The 22,800-nt window shown below is 62.7% G+C and carries 16 protein-coding genes; 8 read left to right on the top strand and 8 right to left on the bottom strand.

Annotated elements, in window-relative coordinates; translation table 11 throughout:
• Nucleotides 1–7 precede the first annotated feature (7 nt).
• From purT to BM416_RS26115, 5 genes are all read right to left on the bottom strand, one after another.
• Nucleotides 8–1,189, bottom strand: coding sequence for a formate-dependent phosphoribosylglycinamide formyltransferase (gene purT / locus BM416_RS26135; protein WP_092489931.1), 1,182 nt, complete (start codon nucleotides 1,187–1,189; stop codon nucleotides 8–10).
• Nucleotides 1,190–1,258: 69 nt separating this feature from the next.
• Entirely contained in the window at nucleotides 1,259–1,726 is a 468-nt protein-coding gene (locus BM416_RS26130) for a VUT family protein (protein WP_092489930.1), read from the bottom strand.
• A gap of 164 nt (nucleotides 1,727–1,890) precedes the next feature.
• Nucleotides 1,891–2,106 (bottom strand): DUF1289 domain-containing protein, encoded by a 216-nt coding sequence (locus BM416_RS26125; protein ID WP_027605451.1) that lies wholly within the window; start codon nucleotides 2,104–2,106, stop codon nucleotides 1,891–1,893.
• Nucleotides 2,103–2,627 carry a gamma carbonic anhydrase family protein gene (locus BM416_RS26120; protein WP_065939223.1) on the bottom strand — a complete coding sequence of 175 codons (525 nt, stop codon included), beginning with the start codon at nucleotides 2,625–2,627 and terminating at the stop codon, nucleotides 2,103–2,105. Before BM416_RS26120 ends, BM416_RS26125 begins: the two co-directional genes overlap by 4 nt.
• A gap of 35 nt (nucleotides 2,628–2,662) precedes the next feature.
• A complete protein-coding gene (locus BM416_RS26115) occupies nucleotides 2,663–3,265 on the bottom strand; it encodes a CoA pyrophosphatase (protein WP_015885706.1) in 603 nt (200 codons plus the stop codon).
• A gap of 146 nt (nucleotides 3,266–3,411) precedes the next feature.
• Between BM416_RS26115 and BM416_RS26110 the strand changes: the two genes are divergently transcribed.
• The 7 genes from BM416_RS26110 to nagE all read left to right on the top strand — a co-directional run bounded on the left by BM416_RS26110 (nucleotide 3,412) and on the right by nagE (nucleotide 11,916).
• Nucleotides 3,412–3,960: an NUDIX hydrolase gene (locus BM416_RS26110; protein WP_092489929.1), complete on the top strand. Its 549-nt coding sequence runs from the start codon at nucleotides 3,412–3,414 to the stop codon at nucleotides 3,958–3,960.
• Nucleotides 3,961–3,997: 37 nt separating this feature from the next.
• Nucleotides 3,998–4,501 carry a L,D-transpeptidase family protein gene (locus BM416_RS26105; RefSeq protein ID WP_027605448.1) on the top strand — a complete coding sequence of 168 codons (504 nt, stop codon included), beginning with the start codon at nucleotides 3,998–4,000 and terminating at the stop codon, nucleotides 4,499–4,501.
• Nucleotides 4,502–4,763: 262 nt separating this feature from the next.
• Nucleotides 4,764–5,522: a GntR family transcriptional regulator gene (locus BM416_RS26100; RefSeq protein ID WP_065939225.1), complete on the top strand. Its 759-nt coding sequence runs from the start codon at nucleotides 4,764–4,766 to the stop codon at nucleotides 5,520–5,522.
• A gap of 11 nt (nucleotides 5,523–5,533) precedes the next feature.
• On the top strand, nucleotides 5,534–6,640 hold the full coding sequence (gene nagA / locus BM416_RS26095; protein WP_092489928.1) for an N-acetylglucosamine-6-phosphate deacetylase: 1,107 nt from the start codon (nucleotides 5,534–5,536) through the stop codon (nucleotides 6,638–6,640).
• Nucleotides 6,633–7,643, top strand: coding sequence for an SIS domain-containing protein (locus tag BM416_RS26090; RefSeq protein ID WP_371856071.1), 1,011 nt, complete (start codon nucleotides 6,633–6,635; stop codon nucleotides 7,641–7,643). Before nagA ends, BM416_RS26090 begins: the two co-directional genes overlap by 8 nt.
• Nucleotides 7,644–7,672: 29 nt before the next feature.
• Nucleotides 7,673–10,183, top strand: a complete 2,511-nt coding sequence (gene ptsP, locus BM416_RS26085) for a phosphoenolpyruvate--protein phosphotransferase (RefSeq protein ID WP_092489926.1) — start codon at nucleotides 7,673–7,675, stop codon at nucleotides 10,181–10,183.
• 26 nt (nucleotides 10,184–10,209) lie between these two features.
• A complete protein-coding gene (nagE, locus tag BM416_RS26080; protein WP_092489925.1) occupies nucleotides 10,210–11,916 on the top strand; it encodes an N-acetylglucosamine-specific PTS transporter subunit IIBC in 1,707 nt (568 codons plus the stop codon).
• 126 nt (nucleotides 11,917–12,042) lie between these two features.
• On the opposite strand, the gene BM416_RS26075 is transcribed toward nagE, so the two are convergent.
• Nucleotides 12,043–12,306, bottom strand: coding sequence for a DUF6124 family protein (locus BM416_RS26075; RefSeq protein ID WP_092489924.1), 264 nt, complete (start codon nucleotides 12,304–12,306; stop codon nucleotides 12,043–12,045).
• Between the two features lie 413 nt (nucleotides 12,307–12,719).
• On the opposite strand from BM416_RS26075, the gene BM416_RS26070 reads away from it, so the two are divergent.
• On the top strand, nucleotides 12,720–18,446 hold the full coding sequence (locus BM416_RS26070; RefSeq protein WP_092489923.1) for a membrane-targeted effector domain-containing toxin: 5,727 nt from the start codon (nucleotides 12,720–12,722) through the stop codon (nucleotides 18,444–18,446).
• Between the two features lie 86 nt (nucleotides 18,447–18,532).
• On the opposite strand, the gene BM416_RS26065 is transcribed toward BM416_RS26070, so the two are convergent.
• Entirely contained in the window at nucleotides 18,533–18,844 is a 312-nt protein-coding gene (locus BM416_RS26065) for a YqfO family protein (RefSeq protein WP_092489922.1), read from the bottom strand.
• A 4-nt stretch (nucleotides 18,845–18,848) separates the two neighbouring features.
• Nucleotides 18,849–22,745 (bottom strand): phosphoribosylformylglycinamidine synthase, encoded by a 3,897-nt coding sequence (gene purL, locus BM416_RS26060; protein WP_092489921.1) that lies wholly within the window; start codon nucleotides 22,743–22,745, stop codon nucleotides 18,849–18,851.
• Nucleotides 22,746–22,800 lie beyond the last annotated feature (55 nt).

Raw genomic sequence — 22,800 nt, 5'->3', positions numbered from 1 at the left:
GATGCTTTTAGAGCTCTACCACAACCGCTTGGGCAGCACGGGTTGCCTTGGCACGAGCCGCTTCAATCGACTCATCCCGCGCCAACGCCACGCCCATGCGGCGCTGGCCATTCACTTCCGGCTTGCCAAACAGACGCAACGCCGTGTCCGGCTCGCTCAAGGCGGCGCCGAGGTTGGCGAATGCGGTCTGGGTCGACTGCCCTTCCACCAGAATCACCGCAGAAGCCGAAGGCCCGAACTGACGGATCAACGGGATCGGCAGGCCGAGGATGGCGCGCGCATGCAGGGCAAACTGTGACAGGTCCTGGGAAATCAGGGTCACCAGGCCGGTGTCATGGGGGCGCGGCGATACTTCGCTGAACCACACCTGATCGCCTTTGATGAACAGCTCCACGCCAAACAGGCCACGACCGCCCAACGCCTCGGTCACCGCCTTGGCCACGCGCTCGGACTCGGCCAGGGCAATCGGGCTCATGGCTTGCGGCTGCCAGGATTCCTGGTAGTCGCCCTTCTCCTGACGGTGGCCGACCGGCGCGCAGAAGGTGGTGCCGCCGATGTGACGCACGGTCAGCAGGGTGATTTCGTAGTCGAAGTCGATAAAGCCTTCGATGATCACCCGGCCTTTACCGGCACGCCCGCCTTCCTGGGCGTAGTCCCAGGCTTTCTGCACATCGTCGACGCTGCGCAGCAAGCTCTGGCCCTTGCCCGACGAGCTCATCACCGGCTTGACCACGCAGGGGAAGCCCAGGTCCTGGACGGCCTTGCTGTAGTCTTCGAAGGTGTCGGCGAAGTGGTACGGCGAGGTCGGCAGGTCCAGCTCTTCGGCGGCCAGGCGACGGATGCCCTCACGGTTCATGGTCAGCGACGTGGCGCGGGCGGTCGGGATCACGGTGAAGCCTTCGGCCTCCAGCTCCACCAGGGTAGCGGTGGCGATGGCTTCGATTTCCGGCACGATGAAGTGCGGTTTTTCCGCTTCGATCACCGCACGCAGGGCGGCGCCGTCGAGCATGTTGATCACATGGCTGCGATGGGCAACCTGCATGGCCGGCGCGTTGGCGTAGCGATCCACGGCAATCACTTCAACGCCCAGGCGTTGCAGTTCAATCACCACTTCCTTGCCCAGCTCACCGCAGCCACACAGCAAAACGCGGGTCGCGGTTGGCGACAATGGAGTTCCGATTCGGGTCATCTCAGGTCCTCAGGGGAGCGGATCATGGGGAGAAAGGCCGGCATTTTACATGAACTGTAAAAATTGGCTTCAGTTGGCGACGGCGCGCTTGCGCATGCGCCAGGCCATGATCAGCCACACCGCCGTGACCCCGGCGAACTTCGACGCCAAGGCGGTGCCCACCACGGCAGGGGTGAGCGCACCGATCAGGCCGAAGAAGATAAAGGTGTCGAGGGGAATGCTGAGCGCCGAACTTATCCACAGGCGGTCGTGGAGCGGGCGCTTGGTGATGCTGAACACCAGCCAGTCGATGCATTCCGACACCGCGAATGCCGTGGCGCTGGCCAGGGCGATGGAGGGGTCGGAGGTGATATACGACAACACCAGCGCCGCCAGCATGGCGATGATCGCCCCGTGGCCGAAGCGGGTTTGCACCATGTCGCGCAGGATAAACACCAGGCCACCCCAGGCCGACCAGATGACGTCCAGGTGCGGGGCAGTGGAGAAGGCGAAGTTGATCAGCACGACGCTGCTGATGTAGGCGATCAGGAAGAGCATGGGGCGAAGGACCTGTGAACAAGGGGCACAGGGTACTTCACATTTGGAAATATGTCGTCTGGGAGGGCCTCATCGGGGGCAAGCCCCCTCCCACACTTAACCGCGTTTAATCTGTAGGAATGCGGTCAAAATGTGGGAGGGGGCTTGCCCCCGATGGCGATCCATCAGGCGCCGGATTTACCAGAAGCCATAAACACCAACCCACCCGCCACCGCCCGCTCATGACACAAGCCCAACACCACCCGGCGCTCAGCGTTGTCCATGCGGCTCCAACGCGTAATCTCATCCACGGTACGCTGGCAACCGGTACAAATATCGTCATCATCCAGCGCGCAAATGCTCACGCACGGCGAGGCGACGGGGCGTTCAACTGCACTCATTCTTCCTGCTCTACCAGGTCCCGCGCGTAACGCTGGGCGTTATGCACATAGTGCGCGGCGCTGGCTTCCAGCATCCGCTTCTGTGCGTCGGTCAATTCACGCACGACCTTGCCCGGCGAGCCCATCACCAGGGAGCCATCGGGAATTTCCTTGCCTTCGCCGATCAACGAGTTGGCGCCGATGATGCAGTGCTTGCCGATCTTGGCGCCGTTGAGGATCACCGCGTTGATACCGATCAGGCTGTAATCGTCGACCGTGCAGCCATGCAGCATGGCGTTATGGCCGATGGTCACGCCGGTGCCCAGGGTCAGCGGGTAGCCCATGTCGGTGTGCATCACGCTGCCGTCCTGGACGTTGCTGTTCTTGCCGATCAGGATCAGCTCGTTGTCGCCACGCAGCACCGCGTTGAACCAGACGTTGGCGCCCTCCTCCAGCTTGACCTTGCCCACCAGCGTGGCATTCGGCGCCACCCAGCTGTGTGGATGGGTCTCGACGCGGGCATCGCCCAGGCGGTATTTCATGCTGTTCCCTCACGGCTGGCCGTTCAAACGACGGCTTAGGTATTGATGAAGCTCTTGGGCGGCTGGTGCAGGCTGATCTGGGCGTCGTCATAAAGCAGATTGATCAACTCGACGATCATGATTGCCGTCAGGCCCCAGATCTTGTATTCGCCGAAACGATAACTGGGCACGTACCAACTGCGGCCCTGGTAATCGATGCGGTGGGTATGTTCGCGCGGGTCCTGTCGGAAAAAATCCAAAGGCACGCTGAAGACGGCGGCAATCTCGGCATCGTTGGCCAGGTATTCGACGTAGTCGGGGATCACCCCCACATAGGGCGTGACCCGGATGCCGTGCAGGGAGATCAACGGGCTCAGCGGGCCGATGACCTCCACCAGGCCGGGGGGCAGGCCGATTTCTTCTTCGGCTTCACGCAGGGCGGTGAAGATCAGGTCCGGGTCTTCGGGGTCGCGGCGCCCGCCGGGAAAGGCCACTTCGCCACCATGGGTCGACAGGCCGCTGGCGCGCAGGGTCAGGATCAGCTCAGGTTCGTCACTGCGGGTAATCGGCACCAGCACCGCGGCCTCGGGGAAACGCCCATCGGTTTCCAGCGTGTGGGGGGTGTGATTGCTTACCCGGCGAAGTAGCTCGTCCAGCATGAGTCATCTCGGTCTGTTGGCTACCTTGCATCATGCACCAAAGCCGCCGGGCGCCCAACCCCAAAACCCGGAGCATGTCGCTAAACGACAACTTGCAGGGCCCTGCCAGCCAAGCCAAGATAGACGCACTTTCCAGGAACCCCAGCATGAATTTCTGCAGCCAGTGCGGTAAACCGGTTACCCAGCGCATTCCCGAAGGCGACGCCCGCCTGCGTTTCGTGTGTGATCACTGCTCGACCATTCACTATCAGAACCCCAATATCGTCGCCGGCACCCTGCCGGTATGGGGCGATAAAGTACTGCTGTGCCGCCGCGCCATCGAGCCGCGCCTGGGTTACTGGACCCTGCCCGCAGGCTTCATGGAAAACGGCGAGACCGTGGAACAGGCCGCCATGCGCGAAACCCTGGAAGAGGCCTGCGCCCGGGTGCGCAACCTGAGCATCTACACCCTGATCGATGTGCCGCACATCAGCCAGGTGCATATCTTCTACCGCGCCGAACTGGTCGACCTGGACTTCGCCGCAGGCCCCGAAAGCCTCGAAGTGCAGCTGTTCGACGAGGCGGACATCCCTTGGTCCGAGCTGGCTTTCCGCACGGTCGGGCGTACCCTAGAATACTTTTTCGCCGACCGCCGCCAGCAGTCCTTCCCGGTGCGCAGCGAAGCCGTGCCACCTCTTTCCAAGCCCGCCCAATAACCATTCGGCAGCTCGTCGCCACAGGGATACCGTTTTAATGCGTTGGTTGCTTGCTCTGATCTGCCTGTCGTTCGCCACGCTTTCGCCGGCTTCTACCGTGGAAACCCTGGGCGGCAAGACGGTCGAAAAAGTCCTGGTGCTCAAGTCCGCCCACCAATTGCAGTTGATCAACGACGGCAAGCCCCTCAAGACCTATCGGATTTCCCTGGGCAAAAACCCCAAGGGCCACAAGCTGATCGAGGGCGACCGCCGCACCCCGGAAGGCCTGTACTGGATCGACTGGCGCAAGACCAGCGACCGCTACTACCTGTCCATGCACATCTCCTACCCGAATATCAGCGATGCCGCCCGCGCCCGTCGCGAAGGGGTGAAGCCCGGCAGCATGATCATGATCCACGGCACGCCCGACACCGAAGAGTACCCGGAGCAGTGGTTCCACACCCTGGACTGGACCGACGGCTGCATCGGCATGCGCAACGTCGACATGCGCGAAGTCTGGAACCTGGTCAAGGACGGCACGCTGATCGAGATCCGCCCGTAAATCTTCGACCGTTCGTAATTTAATTAAAAATATTTCCCTCCCCCTCCCTCGCCTGCCGGTGAATACCAGTTCACCGCGCGGGCTGCGCACTTCTGCGCGCGATAAAGACCTCTCTAATACCACTTGATACCAGGCACCATTAAGGCGCCCTGAAACCGGTACTCGCACCGTTTTGGCAGCATTGACATGGTATTTAAGTGGTATTAGCTTCCGGCCAATACCGGGCGACAACACTCCAATAACCGCATCGGAAACCTCATAGATGAACCCCATCCTGACGCTGCGTCCCGACGACAAACAATCCACGCCGCTGTACCTGCAATTGGCCCGCAACCTGGAAGCGGCAATCCATGCCGGCCAGTGGAAATCCGAACAGGCCCTGCCCTCGGAGCGCGCCCTCAGCGAACAGCTGAGCATTTCGCGGGTGACCGCCCGTAAAGCGCTGGAAGTGTTGTTCGCCCAAGGCCTGATCCGCCGCAGCCAGGGTTCCGGCACCTTTATCACGCCACGCCTGGAACAGCCGCTGTCGCGCTTGTCGGGGTTCAGCGAGATGTTGCGCCTCAAGGGCTTTGTGCCCAGCTCCCAATGGCTGGAGCGCGAGATCACCCCGCCGACCCACGAAGAACTGATCCGCCTGGGCCTGTCGCCGACCGACAAGGTGGCGCGTCTCAAACGCCTGCGTAAGGCCGATGACACCGTGATGGCCATCGAGATGACCGCCATGCCCGCCTCGGTACTGCCGCAGCCGCAAGCCATCGGCCATTCGCTGTACGAATACCTGGAAGGCATCGGCAAACCCATCGTTCGCGCCCTGCAACACATCCAGGCGATCAACGCCTCGGACGAATTCGCCCGGCTGGTGGGCATCGCCCCCGGCACCGCCATGCTGCTGATGACCCGGGTCGGCTACACCGCCGACAACACGCCGATCGAAATCACCGACACCTACTGCCGCAACGACTACTACGACTTTGTCGCAGAGCTTCGCCGTTATGACTTTGCCGCCGAATTGCGGCCTTAGAGAAACTGCCCATGTCCGAAGACAATATCCTCACGCCCCACGGCTGGATGCGCGGCCGCCTGGTGCACCAGCACGGCAAGGTCATCGCCATCGAGGGCGAGCCTTGCGACCCGGCTGAAAACAACTTGCCCTACCTGCTGCCGGGTTTTATCGACCTGCACGTCCACGGCGGCGGCGGTAAAGACATCATGGAAGGCGCCGACGCTTTCGAGACCATCACCCGCACCCATGTGCGTTTTGGTACCACGTCGCTGTTGGCCACCACCATGACCGCGCCGGTGGACGAAATCTCCAGCGTGCTGGGCCAACTCGGGCGCTTCTGCGAGCAGCGTCCTACGGGCAGCGCCCGGGTACTCGGCGTGCACCTGGAGGGCCCCTACATCAATCCGGGAAAACTCGGCGCGCAGCCCAACTTCGCCCACACCGCCTTGATGGCCGAAGTCGAAGCCTACCTGCGCCTGGCGCCGATCCGGGTGATCACCATCGCCCCGGAAATCGCTGGCCACGACGCCCTGATCCGCGCCCTCAGCGAGCGCGGCGTGCGCATGCAGATCGGCCACACCCTGGGCAGCTATGAAGAAGGCGTCGCCGCCCTCGCCGCCGGCGCCACCAGCTTCACCCATTTGTACAACGCCATGAGCCCGTTGCATCACCGCGAACCCGGCATCGTCGGCGCCGCGCTGGCCCACGCCAAGTACGCCGAGCTGATCCCGGATCTGCTCCACGTGCACCCCGGCGCCATGCGCGTGGCCCTGCGCGCGATCCCGTGCCTGTACTGCGTCACCGACTCCACCGCCGCCGCCGGCATGCCCGACGGCGAGTACAAGCTGGGCAGCCACACCGTGACCAAATGCCTGGGCGGCGTGCGCCTGGCCGACGGCACCCTGGCCGGCAGCACCCTGACCATGGATCAGGCGCTGCGCAACCTGGTGAAAATCGGCCTGCCCATCAGCGAAGCCTCACAACGCCTGTCGCAATTTCCGGCGGACTACCTGGGCCTGGAACAACGCGGTCGCCTGCAACCCGGCAGCTTCGCCGACTGCGTGCGCCTGGACCGCTCCCTGCACCTCACCGACGTCATGGTCGAAGGAGAAACCATTGTCTTCAAAAATGCTTGAAGAGGCCTTGGCCTCCGGTGACGCCGTCGCGGCGCAACTGCAACGCCTGGGCCCGCTGCTGGAAGAAGTCGCCGGCCGCCTGCGCCGCCAGCCGCCGCAGGTGGCGATGACCATTGCGCGGGGCAGCTCGGACCACGCCGCCAGCTACTTCGCCTACCTGGCCATGCAGCATGTCGGCATCCCGGTGGCGTCGTTGCCGATGTCGGTGGTGACCTTGTTGCAAGCACCCATGAAAGTCAGCGGCCAGGTAGCGTTCGGTTTCTCCCAGTCGGGGCAAAGCCCGGACCTGGTCAACAGCCTGCGCCTGCTGCGCAAGCGTGGCGCCTTGAGCATCTCGCTGGTCAACGCCGAAGACTCGCCGCTGGAAGCCGCCTGCGAATTCCATGTACCCCTGTGCGCCGGGCCGGAACTCAGCGTGGCCGCGACCAAGAGCTTTATCGCCACCCTCAGCGCCAGCGCGCTGTTGATCGGCCACTGGAACCAGGAGCCCGACTTGCTGCAAGCCTGCCAGGCCCTGCCCGAAGGCCTGCGTGAAGCCGCCGGGCAGGACTGGACGCCCGCCATCGAGGCGCTGCGCGGCTGCCAGCAACTGATGGTGATCGGCCGGGGCGCCGGTTTTGCCATCGCCCAGGAAGCGGCGCTCAAGCTCAAGGAAACCTCGGCGATCCAGGCCGAAGCCTTCAGCAGCGCCGAGGTACGCCACGGGCCGATGGCCTTGATCGGCGCGGACTACCCGCTGCTGGTCTTCGCACCACGGGGTGCCGAGCAAGCCGGCTTGTTGAGCCTGGCCGCCGATATGCGCCAACGCGGTGCCCGCGTGCTGCTCGCAGCACCGGACGATATCGCCGAACGCGACTTGACCCTGAGCCGCGCCGAACACCCGAGCCTGGACCCGATCCTGGCGATCCAGAGTTTCTATGTCATGGCGGCCGGCCTGTCCGTCGCCCGAGGCATGGACCCGGACCAGCCGCGCCACCTGAGCAAAGTTACCCGCACTCACTGAGTCGCGCTTTCCTGATGAGTACCGTGCCCATGCCCAACAACAATAATGAACTGACCCTCAACGCACCCCTCAGCGGGCCGTTACTGGCCCTGGGCAACGTGCCTGACGACGTGTTCGCCAGCGGCGCCCTGGGCGACGGCATGGCGATCGACCCGCTCAACGATTGCCTGCATGCGCCGTGCGATGGCGTGGTCATCCACGTCGCCCGCACCGGCCACGCCTTGACGATACGCGCCGACAACGGCGCCGAAATGTTGCTGCACATCGGCATCGACACGGTCGAATTGAACGGCGAAGGGTTTGCCCTGCTGGTCAAGGAAGGCGCGCGGGTCAGCAATGGCCAGGCGCTGGTGCGCTTTGACCTGGACCGTATCGCCCGCCAATGCAAAAGCCTGGTCAGCCTGATCATCCTCACCAACGGCGAACACTTTGAACTGCGCCCGCTGGCCGCGAAAACCGTCAAGCAGGGCGACCCCCTGGTGCAGGTTGTGCCGCGTGCGAACGCAGCGCAGCAAACGGCTGTGGATAACGCCGTCGCCGAAACCAGCGCCAGCGTGCGCGTGACTCACCGTGGCGGCCTGCACGCACGGCCGGCGGCGTTGATTCGCAAGACCGCCCAGGGTTTCAGCAGCCAGGCGCAGGTGCACTTCGGCGCCAGGTCGGCCGCCTGCGACAGCCTGATCGGTCTGATGGGGCTGGGCATTGGCGAAGGCGACGAGGTGCGCGTGACCTGTCGCGGCAAGGACGCCGAGGCCGCGCTGCAGGCGCTGGTCGCGGCCTTGTCCGCCGCCGTCAAGGCTGAACGCCACGCACCGGTCGTCGCCATGCCGCGCCGGGCAACCACGGACGTTGATGTGTTGCAGGGCGTGTGCGCGGCACCGGGACTAGTCTGCGGGCCGTTGTTTCGGCTGGCGGGTATCGAGTTGCCGTCGGACCCCGGCCATCACGTCACTGACGAACAACTGCAACGCCTGGACGCAGCCCTGGAGCAGGTGCGCGGTGAAATCCGCAGCACCTTGGACCAGGCGCGACAACGCAAGGCCGTCGAAGAAGAAGAGATCTTCGCCGCCCACCTGGCCCTGCTCGAAGACCCCGCCCTGCTGGACGCCGCCACCGAAGCTATCGAACACGGCAGCGCCGCCACCCATGCCTGGCGCGATGCGATCCAGGCGCAGTGCGCGGTATTGCAGGCCCTCGGTAAGCCGCTGTTCGCCGAACGCGCCAACGACCTGCGCGACCTGCAACAACGGGTCCTGCGCGCACTGTTGGGTGAAGCCTGGCATTTCGAATTGCCTGCGGGAGCGATTGTCAGCGCCCATGAACTGACCCCTTCGGATTTGCTGCAACTGAGCGCGCAACAGGCTGCCGGGATCTGCATGGCCGAAGGTGGCGCCACGTCCCATGTCGCCATCCTGGCGCGGGGCAAAGGCTTGCCATGTGTCGTCGCGTTGGGCGCTGAGGTGCTCGATGTGCCGCACGGCCAGCGCGTGGTGCTCGACGCCGGCAACGGCCGCCTGGAACTGGCCCCCAGCGCGGCGCGTCATGCCGAAGTCCACCGGATCCGCGACGCGCAGATACTGCGTCGCCGGCAGCAACAGGCCCAGGCCCAACAACCGGCGCAAACCCGCGATGGCGTGAACATCGAAGTGGCCGCCAATGTCGCCTCCAGCGCCGAGGCCCAGGTGGCCTTTGAAAACGGCGCTGACGGCGTCGGCCTGCTGCGCACCGAGTTCCTCTTCGTCGACCGCCGCACCGCGCCGGATGAACAGGAACAATGCCACGCCTATCAAGCCGTGCTGGATGCCATGGGCGACAAGTCGGTGATCATCCGCACCATCGACGTCGGTGGCGACAAGCAGCTCGATTACCTGCCGCTGCCCGTCGAAGCCAACCCGGTGCTGGGCCTGCGCGGTATTCGCATGGCCCAGGTGCGCCCTGAACTGCTCGATCAGCAATTGCGCGCCCTCCTGCAAGTCAGCCCCTTGCAACGCTGCCGCATCCTGTTGCCGATGGTCAGCGAAGTCGACGAACTGCTGCAGATTCGCCAGCGCCTGGATGAGTTGTGTGCAGAGCTGGAACTGAGCCAACGCCCCGAGTTGGGGGTGATGATCGAAGTGCCCGCTGCGGCGCTGATGGCCGAACAATTGGCCGAGCACGCAGACTTTCTGTCCATCGGCACCAACGATCTGTCCCAGTACACCCTGGCCATGGACCGCGACCATGCCGGCCTCGCCGCGCGTGTCGATGCGCTGCACCCGGCGCTGTTGCGGCTGATCGCCCAGACCTGCGCCGGTGCGGCGAAACACAAACGTTGGGTCGGCGTGTGCGGCGCCCTGGCGTCCGATCCGCTGGCCACGCCGGTGCTGGTCGGCCTGGGGGTCAGCGAGTTGTCCGTCAGCCCGCCGCAAATCGCAGAAATCAAGGACCGCGTCCGTCACCTGGACGCGGCGCAATGCCGGCAACTGAGCCTTGGCCTGCTTGACCTGAGCAGCGCCAGGGCGGTTCGCCAAGCCTGTCAACACCACTGGCCGCTGAGCTGACAACAACAAGAAAAAGGAGACCCGCCATGCACCAATTATTCATCGAAGGGCTGCAACGCCTGGGCCGCGCACTGATGCTGCCCATCGCCATCCTGCCGATTGCCGGCCTGCTGCTGCGATTGGGTGACACCGACCTGTTGAACATCGCGGTGATGCACGATGCCGGGCAGGCGATTTTCGCCAACCTGGCGCTGATCTTCGCCATCGGCATCGCCGTGGGCTTTGCCCGTGACAATAACGGCACGGCGGGACTGGCCGGGGCGATTGGCTACCTGGTGATGATCTCCACCCTCAAGGTGATGGACAGCAGCATCAACATGGGCATGCTCGCCGGTATCGCCAGCGGCCTGATGGCCGGTGCGCTGTATAACCGCTTCAAGGACATCAAGCTGCCGGAGTACCTGGCGTTCTTCGGCGGGCGGCGGTTTGTGCCGATTGTCACCGGGTTCTCGGCGGTGGCGCTGGGGGTGATCTTCGGCCTGATCTGGCCGCCGATCCAGCACGGCATCAACAGCTTCGGCGTATTGCTGATGGAGAGCGGCAGCTTCGGCGCGTTCGTATTTGGCGTGTTCAACCGCCTGCTGATCGTCACCGGTTTGCACCATATCCTCAACAATATGGCGTGGTTTGTGTTCGGTACCTTTACCGACCCGGTCACCGGTGCCGTCGTCACCGGCGACCTGACCCGCTATTTTGCCGGCGACCCCAAAGGTGGCCAGTTCATGACCGGCATGTTCCCGGTGATGCTGTTCGGCCTGCCCGCCGCCTGCCTGGCGATGTACCGCAACGCCCTGCCGGAGCGGCGTAAGGTGATGGGCGGGATCTTCCTGTCCATGGCCCTGACGTCGTTCCTCACCGGGGTGACCGAGCCGATTGAATTCGCGTTCATGTTCCTCGCGCCGTTCCTGTACCTGATCCATGCACTGCTCACCGGCCTGTCGATGGCGGTGACCAATATGCTGAATATCCACCTGGGCTTTACCTTCTCCGGTGGGTTTATCGACATGGTGCTGGGCTGGGGCAAATCCACCAACGGCTGGCTGGTAATCCCGGTGGGCCTGGCATACGCGGCGATCTACTACAGCGTGTTCAGCTACTGCATCCGCCACTTCAACCTGAAGACCCCGGGCCGTGAGGATATCCAGGTGCCACAGGCTGAAGCGATGACTGATAACCAGCGCGCCACGGCTTATATCCGGGCCTTGGGCGGTGCGGCCAATTTGCTCAGTGTGGGCGCCTGCACCACGCGCCTGCGGTTGGACATGGTCGACCGCAACAAAGCCGTGGATGCCGAGTTGAAAGCCCTGGGCGCCATGGCCGTGGTTCGCCCCGGCAATGGCGGCAGTTTGCAGGTGGTGGTCGGGCCGCTGGCGGACAGCATTGCCGATGAGATTCGGTTGGCGATGCCGGGGTTTGTGGCCCCCGCTCCCGTAACGGCTGCGCCTGTGGATAAGCCGGCTGCGGTGAATGTGCAGGAGGCCGAACAATGGCTGGCCGCACTGGGCGGTCGAGGCAATGTGCGCCAGCTGGAAGCGGTGGCGATGACCCGGCTGCGGGTGGAGTTGGGCGATGATTCGGTGGTGTCCGAAGCGCAACTGACGGCGTTGGGTTGCCAGGGTGTGCGCCAGCTGGATAGCGGGGTCTGGCACCTGGTGATGGGTGACCAGGCGTCGGGGTTGGGGGAAGTACTGGAGCGCTTGGTCAGTGGCCGTGACGTAGGCGCCAGGGTATAGAGCTGCGGTGACCTTCGCGGCCAATCGCGGGCAAGCCCACTCCCACCTTTGATCGTATTGCCAAGTCGGGCATCGATCAAAATGTGGGAGCGGGCTTGCTCGCGAATGGGCCTCATCGGCGCCGAATTACTGCTGCGCAGGCACCTCGGATAAATCCAGCACTCGATCCACCATCAACTGGATCCCCTCCACCATCCGATGAATCCCCAGCACCGCATCACGCTGCGAGCCATCGATATCAAACGCCAGATGGGCCGCCAGCGCCTGCACGGACGCCAGGTCCTGGGATGCATTGGCAAGCAAGGTTTCGCTGTTCAAATGGGGAAGTACGGTGAAGAGTTGGTCGGTGGGTTGAGAGGCGGATGGGGGATTTGGACTGTCTTTGATCATGGTAAACCTCTGGTGTGAAGTAAGAGCTGCCAGCATCACTTGCAGTTGATGGGTGGCAGCTGTGTGCAGGCCTGCAAGACCGAGAATCACCAGTAAATCTCGGTAGACCCGAAGGTCTCCCGCACACAGCCGCCATAAATGACGACCATGAAAAAGCGCCGCAATTATAAAGGCGCTTGTGACTAACTGGTGAGGTTTCGGCGGGCTTGCAGTCCCGGTCGCTGAATAAGCAGCGACTGGCGAAGGTTAGTGAGGTGAGTTCCTAGGGACAACCTGAAAGGGTTGTAGGAAACATGCAGGTTGTCGTCGGGTAGATTCATTCCCACCAATCAAAAAACCTACTTATCTACCTCCCTGCCAATGGTCCGCCTGCGCATGCTCAAGGTTCTTATCCCCGCATGGAGAGCCTACCCGTGAGCACAACATCCCAGACCTTTGAAGGTATCAAAGGCCACCTCAATCAGATCGGGCACCACCTGCTGCAGATCGAAAAGCCACTAGTGCCCGAACACACACCTTCTGCCGAACTGGCCTACCTGGAAAAAACCAACGGCATCCTGAAGCGTTACCGCCAGCAGTTCCTGGCCAAGAGTCGCACCCTCTATCAAGACATCACCCAGGGCGATCTGCTCGCCCGAGTCGAAGCACTCAAGTCCAGCTTGAATACGTATCTGCTGGCACTCGATCGCAACGAACAAATCGACGGCAAGCCACGCAAATCCTTCATGACCTTTGAAGCTGGCTACACCGCCCTGGCCAATGAAACGGCGGTCAGCGCTCAGGACCGCCTGCTGCACCCGCAACAAAAGGCCCTGCTGGAACGTGTACCGCTGGGCGCCACCTTGCGCCCAGGCCTGTATGCACTGAGCTTTCGTTACCAGGAACGGACGGTGGAACTGGCCGGCGCCTTTGTGCTGACCGAAACCTCCAGCCCTGTGGTCGTCGGTCTGACCGCTGCACCAGCGGTAGGTGAAGTGATGCTGTTCACGCCTTCGCGCGGGATCGAGGCATTCGGCTCGCTGGCGCAACTCAATACACACTTGCTGCAAGGCATGGAGCATGCCGAGCAGCGACGCGAATTCATGCGACTGTTGCCTGTGCGTTATCGCGACGTGACACCTGGCGCCATCTGGCCGTTGGAACTGGCGCCAATCAGCGATAGGCCGCTGTTTGAACACACCTACAACGCCCTGATCGACAAACGCACCCAAGACATCGATCGGGCCTTGAGCCTGGTCGATAACCCGACACAAGATTCCGCGCAGTTGATCAGTGCCCTTGACCTCGCCATCACTGCCGCCCTGCCCGACCTCGACGCGCGCCTGGCGTGGCGCGCTCAGCGCTTGCTGGAACGCCACCTGCGCAACAGCGCCCCGGACTGGTACCGCAGCGCCAGCGAAACCCGTCGCGCCAAGCTCGCCGAACACCTGGCAAGTTACAACGACGCCCGCCAGAACCTGCTCGACCTGCTGAACCCCGTCACCACCCCCGAAACCCTGGCTCGCTATCAGTTGCTCGAACGCCTGAGCGATGATCTGGATATCCACGACCTGGTGCCGGAACACCTGGTAATCAACACCCGGCGTTACGTTGCCCCCATCGGCGAGTACCAACACGAGCGCAACCTGATCGACCTGGCCCTGCGTGGGCTGCAAGCAGGGGATGCCCTGCCGGGTTCGGACTTCCTGAACAAAACCACATTTACCTATCAAGGAGCGGCGCTACCCGCAGCCTATGAGGACCTGACAGTAGAGTGGCTGACGCAATTGCTGGGCACCCTGCAACCACGTATCGACTTTGCCGACATGCAACAGCAGATGCATGCAAAACCCGAGGTCAGCCGCGGGATCGAACAGATGCTCGACCAGCGGATCAACGCGCTGGCCTACACCGCACTGCTGCAAGGCCACCTCAGTGAAAGCGACTTTCGATTGGTGCAGGACCTGCGCCAGGGCACCAATCCCCAACTGAGCGCCGCCACTCTGTCGCTGCACGAAGCCCAGTTGCAGGACATTTGGGTACTGCGCCAAAACGACTCCAGCGGCGCGGTCATCCGCCTGTTGCTGTGCACGCCCAAGGCGCCTCGGGAACAGCAGTTCCAGGCATTCGACAGCGAGATCGCGTGCCAGAACCATATCCTCGGCTGGAGCCTGGACAACGGCACTAAACTTCCGCCAGGAACCCTCACGGACTATCTGGTCACACGGGTCGCCCTGCGTTTCCGGGGAGCGATGAAGCGGGTATTGTCCGGCCTGAGCTTCAAGCCTCACGACCTGGAATACAAAGAGATCAGTTTCGCCAACATAGGCAGCTACGCCAGCTGCCTCAAGGCCATGTCGGCCCATGTGCTGGCGACCCGGATCGATGACTATGAATTCAGCACCCCGAACTGGTACCGCTCAACCAGCATCGACAATCGCCAGACACTGCTGAAACTGGCCGAAGACGGCGAAGGCGTATGGCACACCTACAATGACCATCCATTGTCTGATGCACACTTTCCCAGCTTCTCCGATTACCTGCATGAACAGGCAAAAAAACGCCTCAACGAACTGCTGGGACGCCGCCAGAACGATGTCGACCCCGACACCGTATGGGCACTTTCACCGCCGGTACTGTTTGGCACGACCCCGCCTCCCCAGACCTACACACAGTTGTACCGCGACGGCTATGCCGACAGCGTGGGGCTTATCGACGAAAAATTTTCTCGATCAGCCCGTTTCACAGGCCCGAAAGGCATTGACCTGAGCCCGTTGACTGCTGAAAAGGTCGCCCGCTCGGTCACCGGTACATGGGTGGGCGACAGCTACATCAAAGAGGTCAAAACCCGGCTGCTGAACGCCGGCAGCGCGGACTATGACCTGCGGCGCAATGCAACACTGAGCATCACCCAGCTCCAGATGCAGAACGCCGCGTTGGAGTGCCGCCTGCTGGGATACATTGCCGGGGTCGATTGGGAGTGGCTCAACCGCAGCATTGCCAGCATGGGCGATAACGCCATAGCAACTCGCAGCAATTACGCTATCCACCGCCTGCTGGTGGACGGCGAATGGGTAATCGACAACTTCCTCTTCAGCCACGCCGACTTCCCGACGTTGCTCTACACCCCCAACGCGCCGGACGGTATCAGTTTTCGCGAGGCTCGGCAGTTCAATTACCTGCTGAAAAAGGTTCCCGGCATGGTGGGCTATTTCACTCTGCGGGTCGGCGCTCAGTCCCAGGTTCGCGTACGCGCCTTCCTCGAGGAGGCCAAGGCACAACTGCCCGAAGACCTGAATAAAACCGACATCAGCCCGGCACGTTATGACTCGACCCATAGGCAAACCCCGCTGCAGGATCTGCGCCAGACGCTGTACAACATGAAGCAGCAACGCAGGATCGACGATGTTGAAGGCACCACCTCCAATCGCACCCAGATGATCACCGGCATTTTGTGGACCTGCGTGGAATGGGTCACCGCAGTTGCCACCGCACCGTTCCCCACCCTGAGTCTCAGCCTGGGCATGTTGCTGGCGTTCAAGGACGGCATGCTGGCCTTGCATGCCTATCACCAGGGCGATACCGCTGCTGCGGTGGAACACTTGGTCGGTTATGTACTCAACAGCGCCGGTGCAGCTTTCACCGATTTGCGCCCGGCCTTGGTATCCCTCAAACAACTTGCAAAACCAGCTGCGCGCCAAGTCATCAAGCACGTCGACGTTCCAAGCGAGGCCTTGAAACTGATCCGGCCCCTGGAACCCAAGCCACAGGTGCTTGAAAACATGCAAGCGGTGCTGTTCGATGGCGAGGCGCTTTGGGCGAAAAAGATACCGGACCCGATCGGCCGTTATTTGCTGTATCGGCTTGATCCGGCTACCGGCAAGCTGGTCTCCACCACCCGCGTGGCCGCACCCGATGCACAAGGAATATGGAGACGTACCGGCGTCACCGGTGGTGCCCCGAAGTATGAAAAACTGCCCGACACACCGGAGCCGCTCAAGCCTTATGAGATTCCGATGAAGTACACCGACAGACTGGAGCAGGTGCTGAACCCGGATGTGCGGGCCGAGATGCTGCTGCGGTCTGAATGGGATTTCGGCGCGCGGGACGTACTTCTGGGAAATGCCGCCAGGGAGCTCAAATCCGTGCGTACGACTTATCTTCAACAAGCCGAACGCCTGACAACCGACGCCCAGGATTTTTTCAAAACGCTCGACCCATTACCGCCCCGCGCCGCCCCCCCCGCCATTGACGCCAGCACGTCGTTCTCACAACTGCTCACCAGCGACGCCTTCAGCGGCAACAAGAACCTGGTCATTGGCGCGATACCGGGCTCCATCGCCAGCAAACAGTTGCTGATTACCCAGATGGACGCCTTGATCAGCAATGGCTTCAAGCATCTGTACATCGAATACCTGCCCACCGATGTCTTCCGCGCCAAATTGGAGAAGCTCAACAGCGGCAAATCCTGGCGACACATCGAAAAACACCTCAAGGCCGTGGATAAAGCCCTGGGTTTCGCCAAGGATGCCGAGTACTCCTACGTCAGCCTGGTGCGCAAAGCCCAGCAGAAGGGCCTGAAGGTCAAGGCCCTGGACGCTTCCACGTCTTACCTGCTGGACGATGCCCTGCAGATGGGCGAGACACCGCCGACCACGCCACGGGGCAACAGTGTCAGAAACTTCTACTCCCACAAAACCATCGAGGCCGATGCCCTCAACGAACAGGATGAGCGCTGGATTGCCCTGGTCGATCACTCCCGCCTGCGGACTTTCGATGACACACCTGGCCTGGCGGACCTGCAGGATGCGGTCGCACTGCGCGTGGCGGATGCCGGTACCGACCAGCCAGAGGGCCTCTGGGTCGATACGCCTGGCGCTATCGCGGGTGACCCGTTGGCCAAGGGCGATTACCGTTTGAGCCTGCACACCCCGTACAAAGCCCCTGAGCCGGCAGCCTCTGCCAGCACAGCGACAGCTGGCGTGGCGACGCATTACAGCGATTACGACATTCCCCACTCACAGCAGGAAAGCATCCTCCGACAAATGAGAGAACATCGTGGGCTGGACACCCGCTACCCCCCACAAAATCCGGACCAGCGCGAAGCCTACCAGGCCTTCCGAGACGCCAGGCGGCGCCTGAGCACAGATGCGCGTACAGACCTGACCGACTATCTGGCGCAGGACCGGCCAAAGCCGTCGGTCCTGGGCTCACCGAAAAGCCCGGAGGCACTGCTGGAGAGCGTGAGCCGCAGCAAATTCGCCGGGCTGGTCCTCGGTGAAGCCCACTCGGCCCAATCCAGCAAACGCTGGCTGCGCGACTACATGGGGAAACTCAAGGAGCTGGAGTTCAAGACGCTGTATGTGGAACACCTGCTGACCGATATGCATCAGGCGGAGCTGGATATGTTCTTGAGCACACAACGGTTGCCGAACAACCTCAGGCGTTATCTCATGCAGCTGGATGGCGGTCATATGCCGGACTATAAAGGTAGCGATACCTATACCGAGGTTATCCAGGTTGCCGCCCGGCATGGCCTGCGCATCCGCGCCCTGGATTGCACCGCCAGTTACCATATCAAGGGGCTAGGGGACGCAGACGTGTCCCGCAACCAGATGTTCAGTTACTTCGCCTCCAAGGTGATCAAGGAGGATCAGGCGACGCATGGGCCTCACAAGTGGATCGCCTTCGTTGGCAGCGCCCACACCAATACCTACCTGGGTGTGCCTGGCCTGGTGGAGCTGCAAGGCGGGGTCAGCCTGCATGTCCGGGACACGGCCCCTGCGTTGGCCCAGAACATTCGCCCCGGTAGCTGGGAGTCCGTCAGCGAGGGCGTGAACCCTTTCAGGACCGCATTGCGCAGTGACTTCGTCCTGGACGCCGGTGTTGCCGGTATTAAAGCACCCGCCCCCTTCGTGCCGGTGGACAGATCACGACTGAATCGACCCGGCCTGTTCTTGATCGAACGCCCGTCGCCGTCGCAGAACAACGTGCTGCATCGCTCGCGCAGCGGGGAGATCGTGTCGACGCCGATCAAGGTCGACGACAACGGCCTGTTTTATGTGGAGCGCTGGGAGCCGATGCAGGGCAAGCGGTTCAGCTACGAAAACACATTGATAGAAGCGTTGCGGGCCGAAGTGGGGTTAATCCCCGCACCGTAAGGTCCTGACCCCGGCTGATTGACTGCCCACAAAAAACCCGCTGGCCAACCTGGCCCAGCGGGTTTCTTGTTATCACAGCCTGCCGATCAAAGATCCGCCAACTGCCACACTTCATAAGCCGGTGTCTCATAGGGGTGGCTGAGCTTCAATGCGGCTACCACCGCGTTGATCAACTCATCCGCCACTACCAGCTCGACCTTCCATTCTTCAACCACTTCAACCTGGCCAACCTGCCCGATAAACGGCTGGCTGCCGTCCAACGCGCGAAACTGGCCCTGGCCCAGCACTTGCCAGGCGCAGCGGTCGTAGTCGCCGATGCGCCCGCCGCCAGCAGCGAAGACGGCGGTTTTCACGGTCTCCACATGGCTGTCGGGCACAAAGAAGGCAAGCTTGTACACGGCCTTAGTTCACCCACACGCGGGCGTTGCGGAACATGCGCATCCACGCACCGTCTTCGTCCCACTCTTCCGGGCGCCACGAGTTCTGCACGGCGCGGAACACACGCTCCGGGTGCGGCATCATGATGGTCACGCGACCGTCGCGGCTGGTGAGGCCGGTGATCCCGCGCGGCGAGCCGTTCGGGTTGGCCGGGTAGCTTTCGGTGACCTTGCCGTGGTTGTCGACGAAACGCATGGCCACGCAGCCGGACAGATCGGCCTCGAGCAACGCCTCTTCGCTTTCGAACTCGGCATGGCCTTCACCGTGGGCGATGGCGATCGGCATGCGCGAACCGGCCATGCCTTGCAGGAAGATCGAGTTGGATTCCTGCACCTGCACCATGGCGACACGGGCCTCGAACTGCTCGGAACGGTTACGCACGAAGTGCGGCCAGAACTCGCTGCCCGGGATCAGCTCGTGGAGGTTGGACATCATCTGGCAACCGTTGCACACACCCAGGGTGAAGCTGTCGTTGCGTTCGAAGAAGCCCTGGAACGCATCGCGGGCACGGCTGTTGAACAGGGCCGACTTGGCCCAGCCTTCGCCGGCACCCAGTACGTCGCCGTAGGAGAAACCACCGCAGGCCACCAGGCCCTTGAACTCGTTGAGGTCAACGCGACCGGCGAGGATGTCGCTCATGTGCACGTCGATCGCATTGAAGCCGGCGCGGTCGAACGCGGCCGCCATTTCCACCTGGCCGTTGACGCCCTGCTCACGCAGCACGGCAACCTGTGGGCGGATGCCTTTCTTGATGTACGGCGCGGCGATGTCCTGGTTGACGTCGAAGCTGAGCTTGGTGCTCAGGCCCGGGTTGTCTTCTTCCAGGATCACGTCGAATTCCTGCTCGGCGCAGTCGGCGTTGTCACGCAGGCGTTGGATCTGGTAGCTGGTCTCGGCCCACTGGCGTTGCAGCAAGCGGCGCTGGCCGGCAAACACGGTGTCGCCGTTGAAGGAGATATTGATCTCGCCGTTGTTGATCGGCTGGCCGATCACCGCGACGCAGTCGTCCAAGCCAGCGGCGCTGAACTGTGCGAGTACGTCAGGGGTAGCGTCCTGGCGAACCTGGATCACGGCGCCCAACTCTTCGTTGAAGAGGATGCCGTTGATTTCGGACGCATCCTCGGCAACGCTGTCGAGCACGATGTTCAGGCCGCAGTGACCGGCAAAGGCCATCTCGACCACGCTGGTCAGCAGGCCACCGTCGGAACGGTCGTGGTAGGCCAGCAGGTGGCCGTCGGCGTTGAGGCCCTGGATCACGGCGAAGAAGGCTTTCAGGTCTTCGGCGTCATCCACGTCCGGCGCCTGTTTGCCGAGCTTGCCGTGGGTTTGCGCGAGGATCGAGGCGCCCATGCGGTTCTGGCCACGGCCCAGGTCGATCAGGATCAGGTCGGTGGTGCCCTTGTCCATGCGCAGTTGCGGGGTCAGGGTCTGGCGGATGTCGGTGACCGGCGCAAAGCCGGTGACGATCAGCGACAGCGGCGAGGTGACGCTCTTGTCCACGCCTTCATCGTTCCAACGGGTGGCCATGGACATGGAGTCCTTGCCCACCGGAATGGTGATGCCCAGCTCCGGGCACAGCTCCATGCCGACCGCTTTCACGGTGTCGTATAGACGCGCGTCTTCACCGGGGTGACCGGCAGCGGACATCCAGTTGGCCGACAGCTTGATGTCGGACAGCTTGCCGATGCGCGACGCGGCGATGTTGGTGAGGGTTTCACCAATGGCCATGCGGCCCGACGCCGGGGCGTCCAGCAGGGCCAGCGGCGTACGCTCGCCCATGGCCATGGCTTCACCGGTGTAGACGTCGAAGCTGGTGGCGGTGACGGCAACGTCGGCCACCGGCACCTGCCATGGGCCGACCATCTGGTCACGGGCCACCAGGCCGGTGATGGTGCGGTCGCCGATGGTGATCAGGAAGCTTTTGCTCGCCACGGCCGGGTGGTGCAGCACGCGTTCAATGCTGTCAGTCAGGTCCAGCGTGCTTGGGTCGAAATCATCGCCCAGCTCGGTTTCACGAACCGCAGAGCGGTGCATGCGCGGGGCCTTGCCCAGCAGCACTTCGAGGGGCATGTCCACCGGGCTGTTGCCGAAGTGGCTGTCGGTGACCGTCAGTTGCGGCTCGGCAGTGGCTTCGCCGACCACGGCAAACGGGCAACGCTCGCGTTCGCAGATGGCCTGGAAGCGCGCGAAGTCTTCAGGGCCGACCGCCAGTACGTAACGCTCCTGGGATTCGTTGCTCCAGATTTCGTGCGGGGCCATGCCCGGCTCGTCGTTTGGAATGTTGCGCAGTTCGAAGCGGCCACCGCGGTCGCCATCGTTGACCAGCTCCGGGAAGGCGTTGGACAAACCGCCGGCGCCGACGTCGTGGATAAAGCTGATGGGGTTCTTGTCACCCAACTGCCAGCAACGGTCGATGACTTCCTGGCAGCGACGTTCCATCTCAGGGTTTTCGCGCTGTACGGAGGCGAAGTCGAGGTCTGCCGAGCTGGTGCCGGTAGCCATGGAGGAAGCCGCGCCGCCGCCCAGGCCGATCAGCATTGCCGGGCCGCCGAGCACGATCAGCTTGGAGCCGACCAGGATCTCGCCTTTCTTGACGTGTTCTTCACGGATGTTGCCCATGCCGCCAGCCAGCATGATTGGCTTGTGGTAGCCGCGCACTTCATCGCCACGGGGGGTGGTGATGGACTGTTCGAAGGTCCGGAAGTAACCGGTCAGCGCCGGACGCCCGAATTCGTTGTTGAACGCGGCGCCGCCCAGCGGGCCTTCGATCATGATGTCCAGCGCCGTCACGATGCGCTCAGGCTTGCCGTACGGCACTTCCCATGGCTGTTCGAAGCCCGGGATCTGCAGGTTGGACACGGTGAAACCGGTCAGGCCGGCCTTTGGCTTGGCGCCACGGCCGGTGGCACCTTCGTCGCGGATCTCGCCGCCGGAACCGGTGGCTGCGCCCGGGAACGGGGCAATCGCGGTCGGGTGGTTGTGGGTCTCGACCTTCATCAGGATGTGCACCGGCTCCTGCACCGCGCCGTATTGGCGGGTTTCAGGGTCCGGGAAGAAACGGCCGGCAACCGAGCCGACGATCACCGAGGCGTTGTCCTTATACGCCGACAGAACGCCTTCGCTGTGTATCACGTAGGTGTTCTTGATCATGCCGAACAGGCTTTTTTCCTGGCTTTCGCCGTCGATGTCCCAACTGGCGTTGAAGATCTTGTGACGGCAATGCTCGGAGTTGGCCTGGGCGAACATCATCAGTTCGATGTCGTGGGGGTTGCGCTTCAAGCCGGTGAAGGCGTTGACCAGGTAGTCGATCTCGTCTTCGGCCAGGGCCAGGCCCAGCTCGGTGTTGGCCTTCTCCAGCGCAGCGCGGCCACCGCCCAGCACGTCAATCGCGGTCAGCGGCTTGGGTTCGGCGTGGCTGAACAGGCCGGCAGCCTGTTCCAGCTGGCTGACGATGATCTGGGTCATGCGGTCGTGCAGGCTGCTGGCGATCAGCTCGGCCTCGGCGTCGCTGAACCCACCTTCGACGTAGAACGCGATACCACGCTCCAGGCGCTGGATCTTCTCCAGGCCGCAGTTGCGGGCGATATCGCTGGCCTTGCTCGACCAGGGCGAGATGGTGCCGAACCGTGGCAGAACCAGGAACAAGCGGCCGGTCGGCTCTTGAACGGGAACGCTTGGGCCGTACTTCAGAAGGCGTGCGAGCACTTGCTGTTCGTCGGCGGTCAAGACGCCGGTAACGTCGGCGAAGTGAGCAAATTCAGCATACAGGCCTGTAACCGCTGGAACCTTCTGGCTCAGTTGTTCAAGGAGTTTGCTGTGGCGAAAGGCAGAAAGGGCAGGAGCGCCGCGCAGGATCAACATCTTCGGGACAGCCTCGGGAAGGGGTGTGCTTTGAGGCCGTGCATTCTAGCGTAAA

The organism is Pseudomonas sp. NFACC42-2 (assembly GCF_900116055.1).
GTDB lineage: Bacteria > Pseudomonadota > Gammaproteobacteria > Pseudomonadales > Pseudomonadaceae > Aquipseudomonas > Aquipseudomonas marginalis.
This window is presented reverse-complemented; position numbering and strand designations above follow the sequence as displayed.

Excerpts from the sequence above, each read along its gene's own strand:
- purT (WP_092489931.1), bottom strand. The coding sequence starts at position 1,189 with ATGACCCGAATCGGAACTCCATTGTCGCCAACCGCGACCCGCGTTTTG.
- BM416_RS26130 (WP_092489930.1), bottom strand. The coding sequence starts at position 1,726 with ATGCTCTTCCTGATCGCCTACATCAGCAGCGTCGTGCTGATCAACTTC.
- BM416_RS26125 (WP_027605451.1), bottom strand. The coding sequence starts at position 2,106 with ATGAGTGCAGTTGAACGCCCCGTCGCCTCGCCGTGCGTGAGCATTTGC.
- BM416_RS26120 (WP_065939223.1), bottom strand. The coding sequence starts at position 2,627 with ATGAAATACCGCCTGGGCGATGCCCGCGTCGAGACCCATCCACACAGC.
- BM416_RS26115 (WP_015885706.1), bottom strand. The coding sequence starts at position 3,265 with ATGCTGGACGAGCTACTTCGCCGGGTAAGCAATCACACCCCCCACACG.
- BM416_RS26110 (WP_092489929.1), top strand. The coding sequence starts at position 3,412 with ATGAATTTCTGCAGCCAGTGCGGTAAACCGGTTACCCAGCGCATTCCC.
- BM416_RS26105 (WP_027605448.1), top strand. The coding sequence starts at position 3,998 with ATGCGTTGGTTGCTTGCTCTGATCTGCCTGTCGTTCGCCACGCTTTCG.
- BM416_RS26100 (WP_065939225.1), top strand. The coding sequence starts at position 4,764 with ATGAACCCCATCCTGACGCTGCGTCCCGACGACAAACAATCCACGCCG.
- nagA (WP_092489928.1), top strand. The coding sequence starts at position 5,534 with ATGTCCGAAGACAATATCCTCACGCCCCACGGCTGGATGCGCGGCCGC.
- BM416_RS26090 (WP_371856071.1), top strand. The coding sequence starts at position 6,633 with ATGCTTGAAGAGGCCTTGGCCTCCGGTGACGCCGTCGCGGCGCAACTG.
- ptsP (WP_092489926.1), top strand. The coding sequence starts at position 7,673 with ATGCCCAACAACAATAATGAACTGACCCTCAACGCACCCCTCAGCGGG.
- nagE (WP_092489925.1), top strand. The coding sequence starts at position 10,210 with ATGCACCAATTATTCATCGAAGGGCTGCAACGCCTGGGCCGCGCACTG.
- BM416_RS26075 (WP_092489924.1), bottom strand. The coding sequence starts at position 12,306 with ATGATCAAAGACAGTCCAAATCCCCCATCCGCCTCTCAACCCACCGAC.
- purL (WP_092489921.1), bottom strand. The coding sequence starts at position 22,745 with ATGTTGATCCTGCGCGGCGCTCCTGCCCTTTCTGCCTTTCGCCACAGC.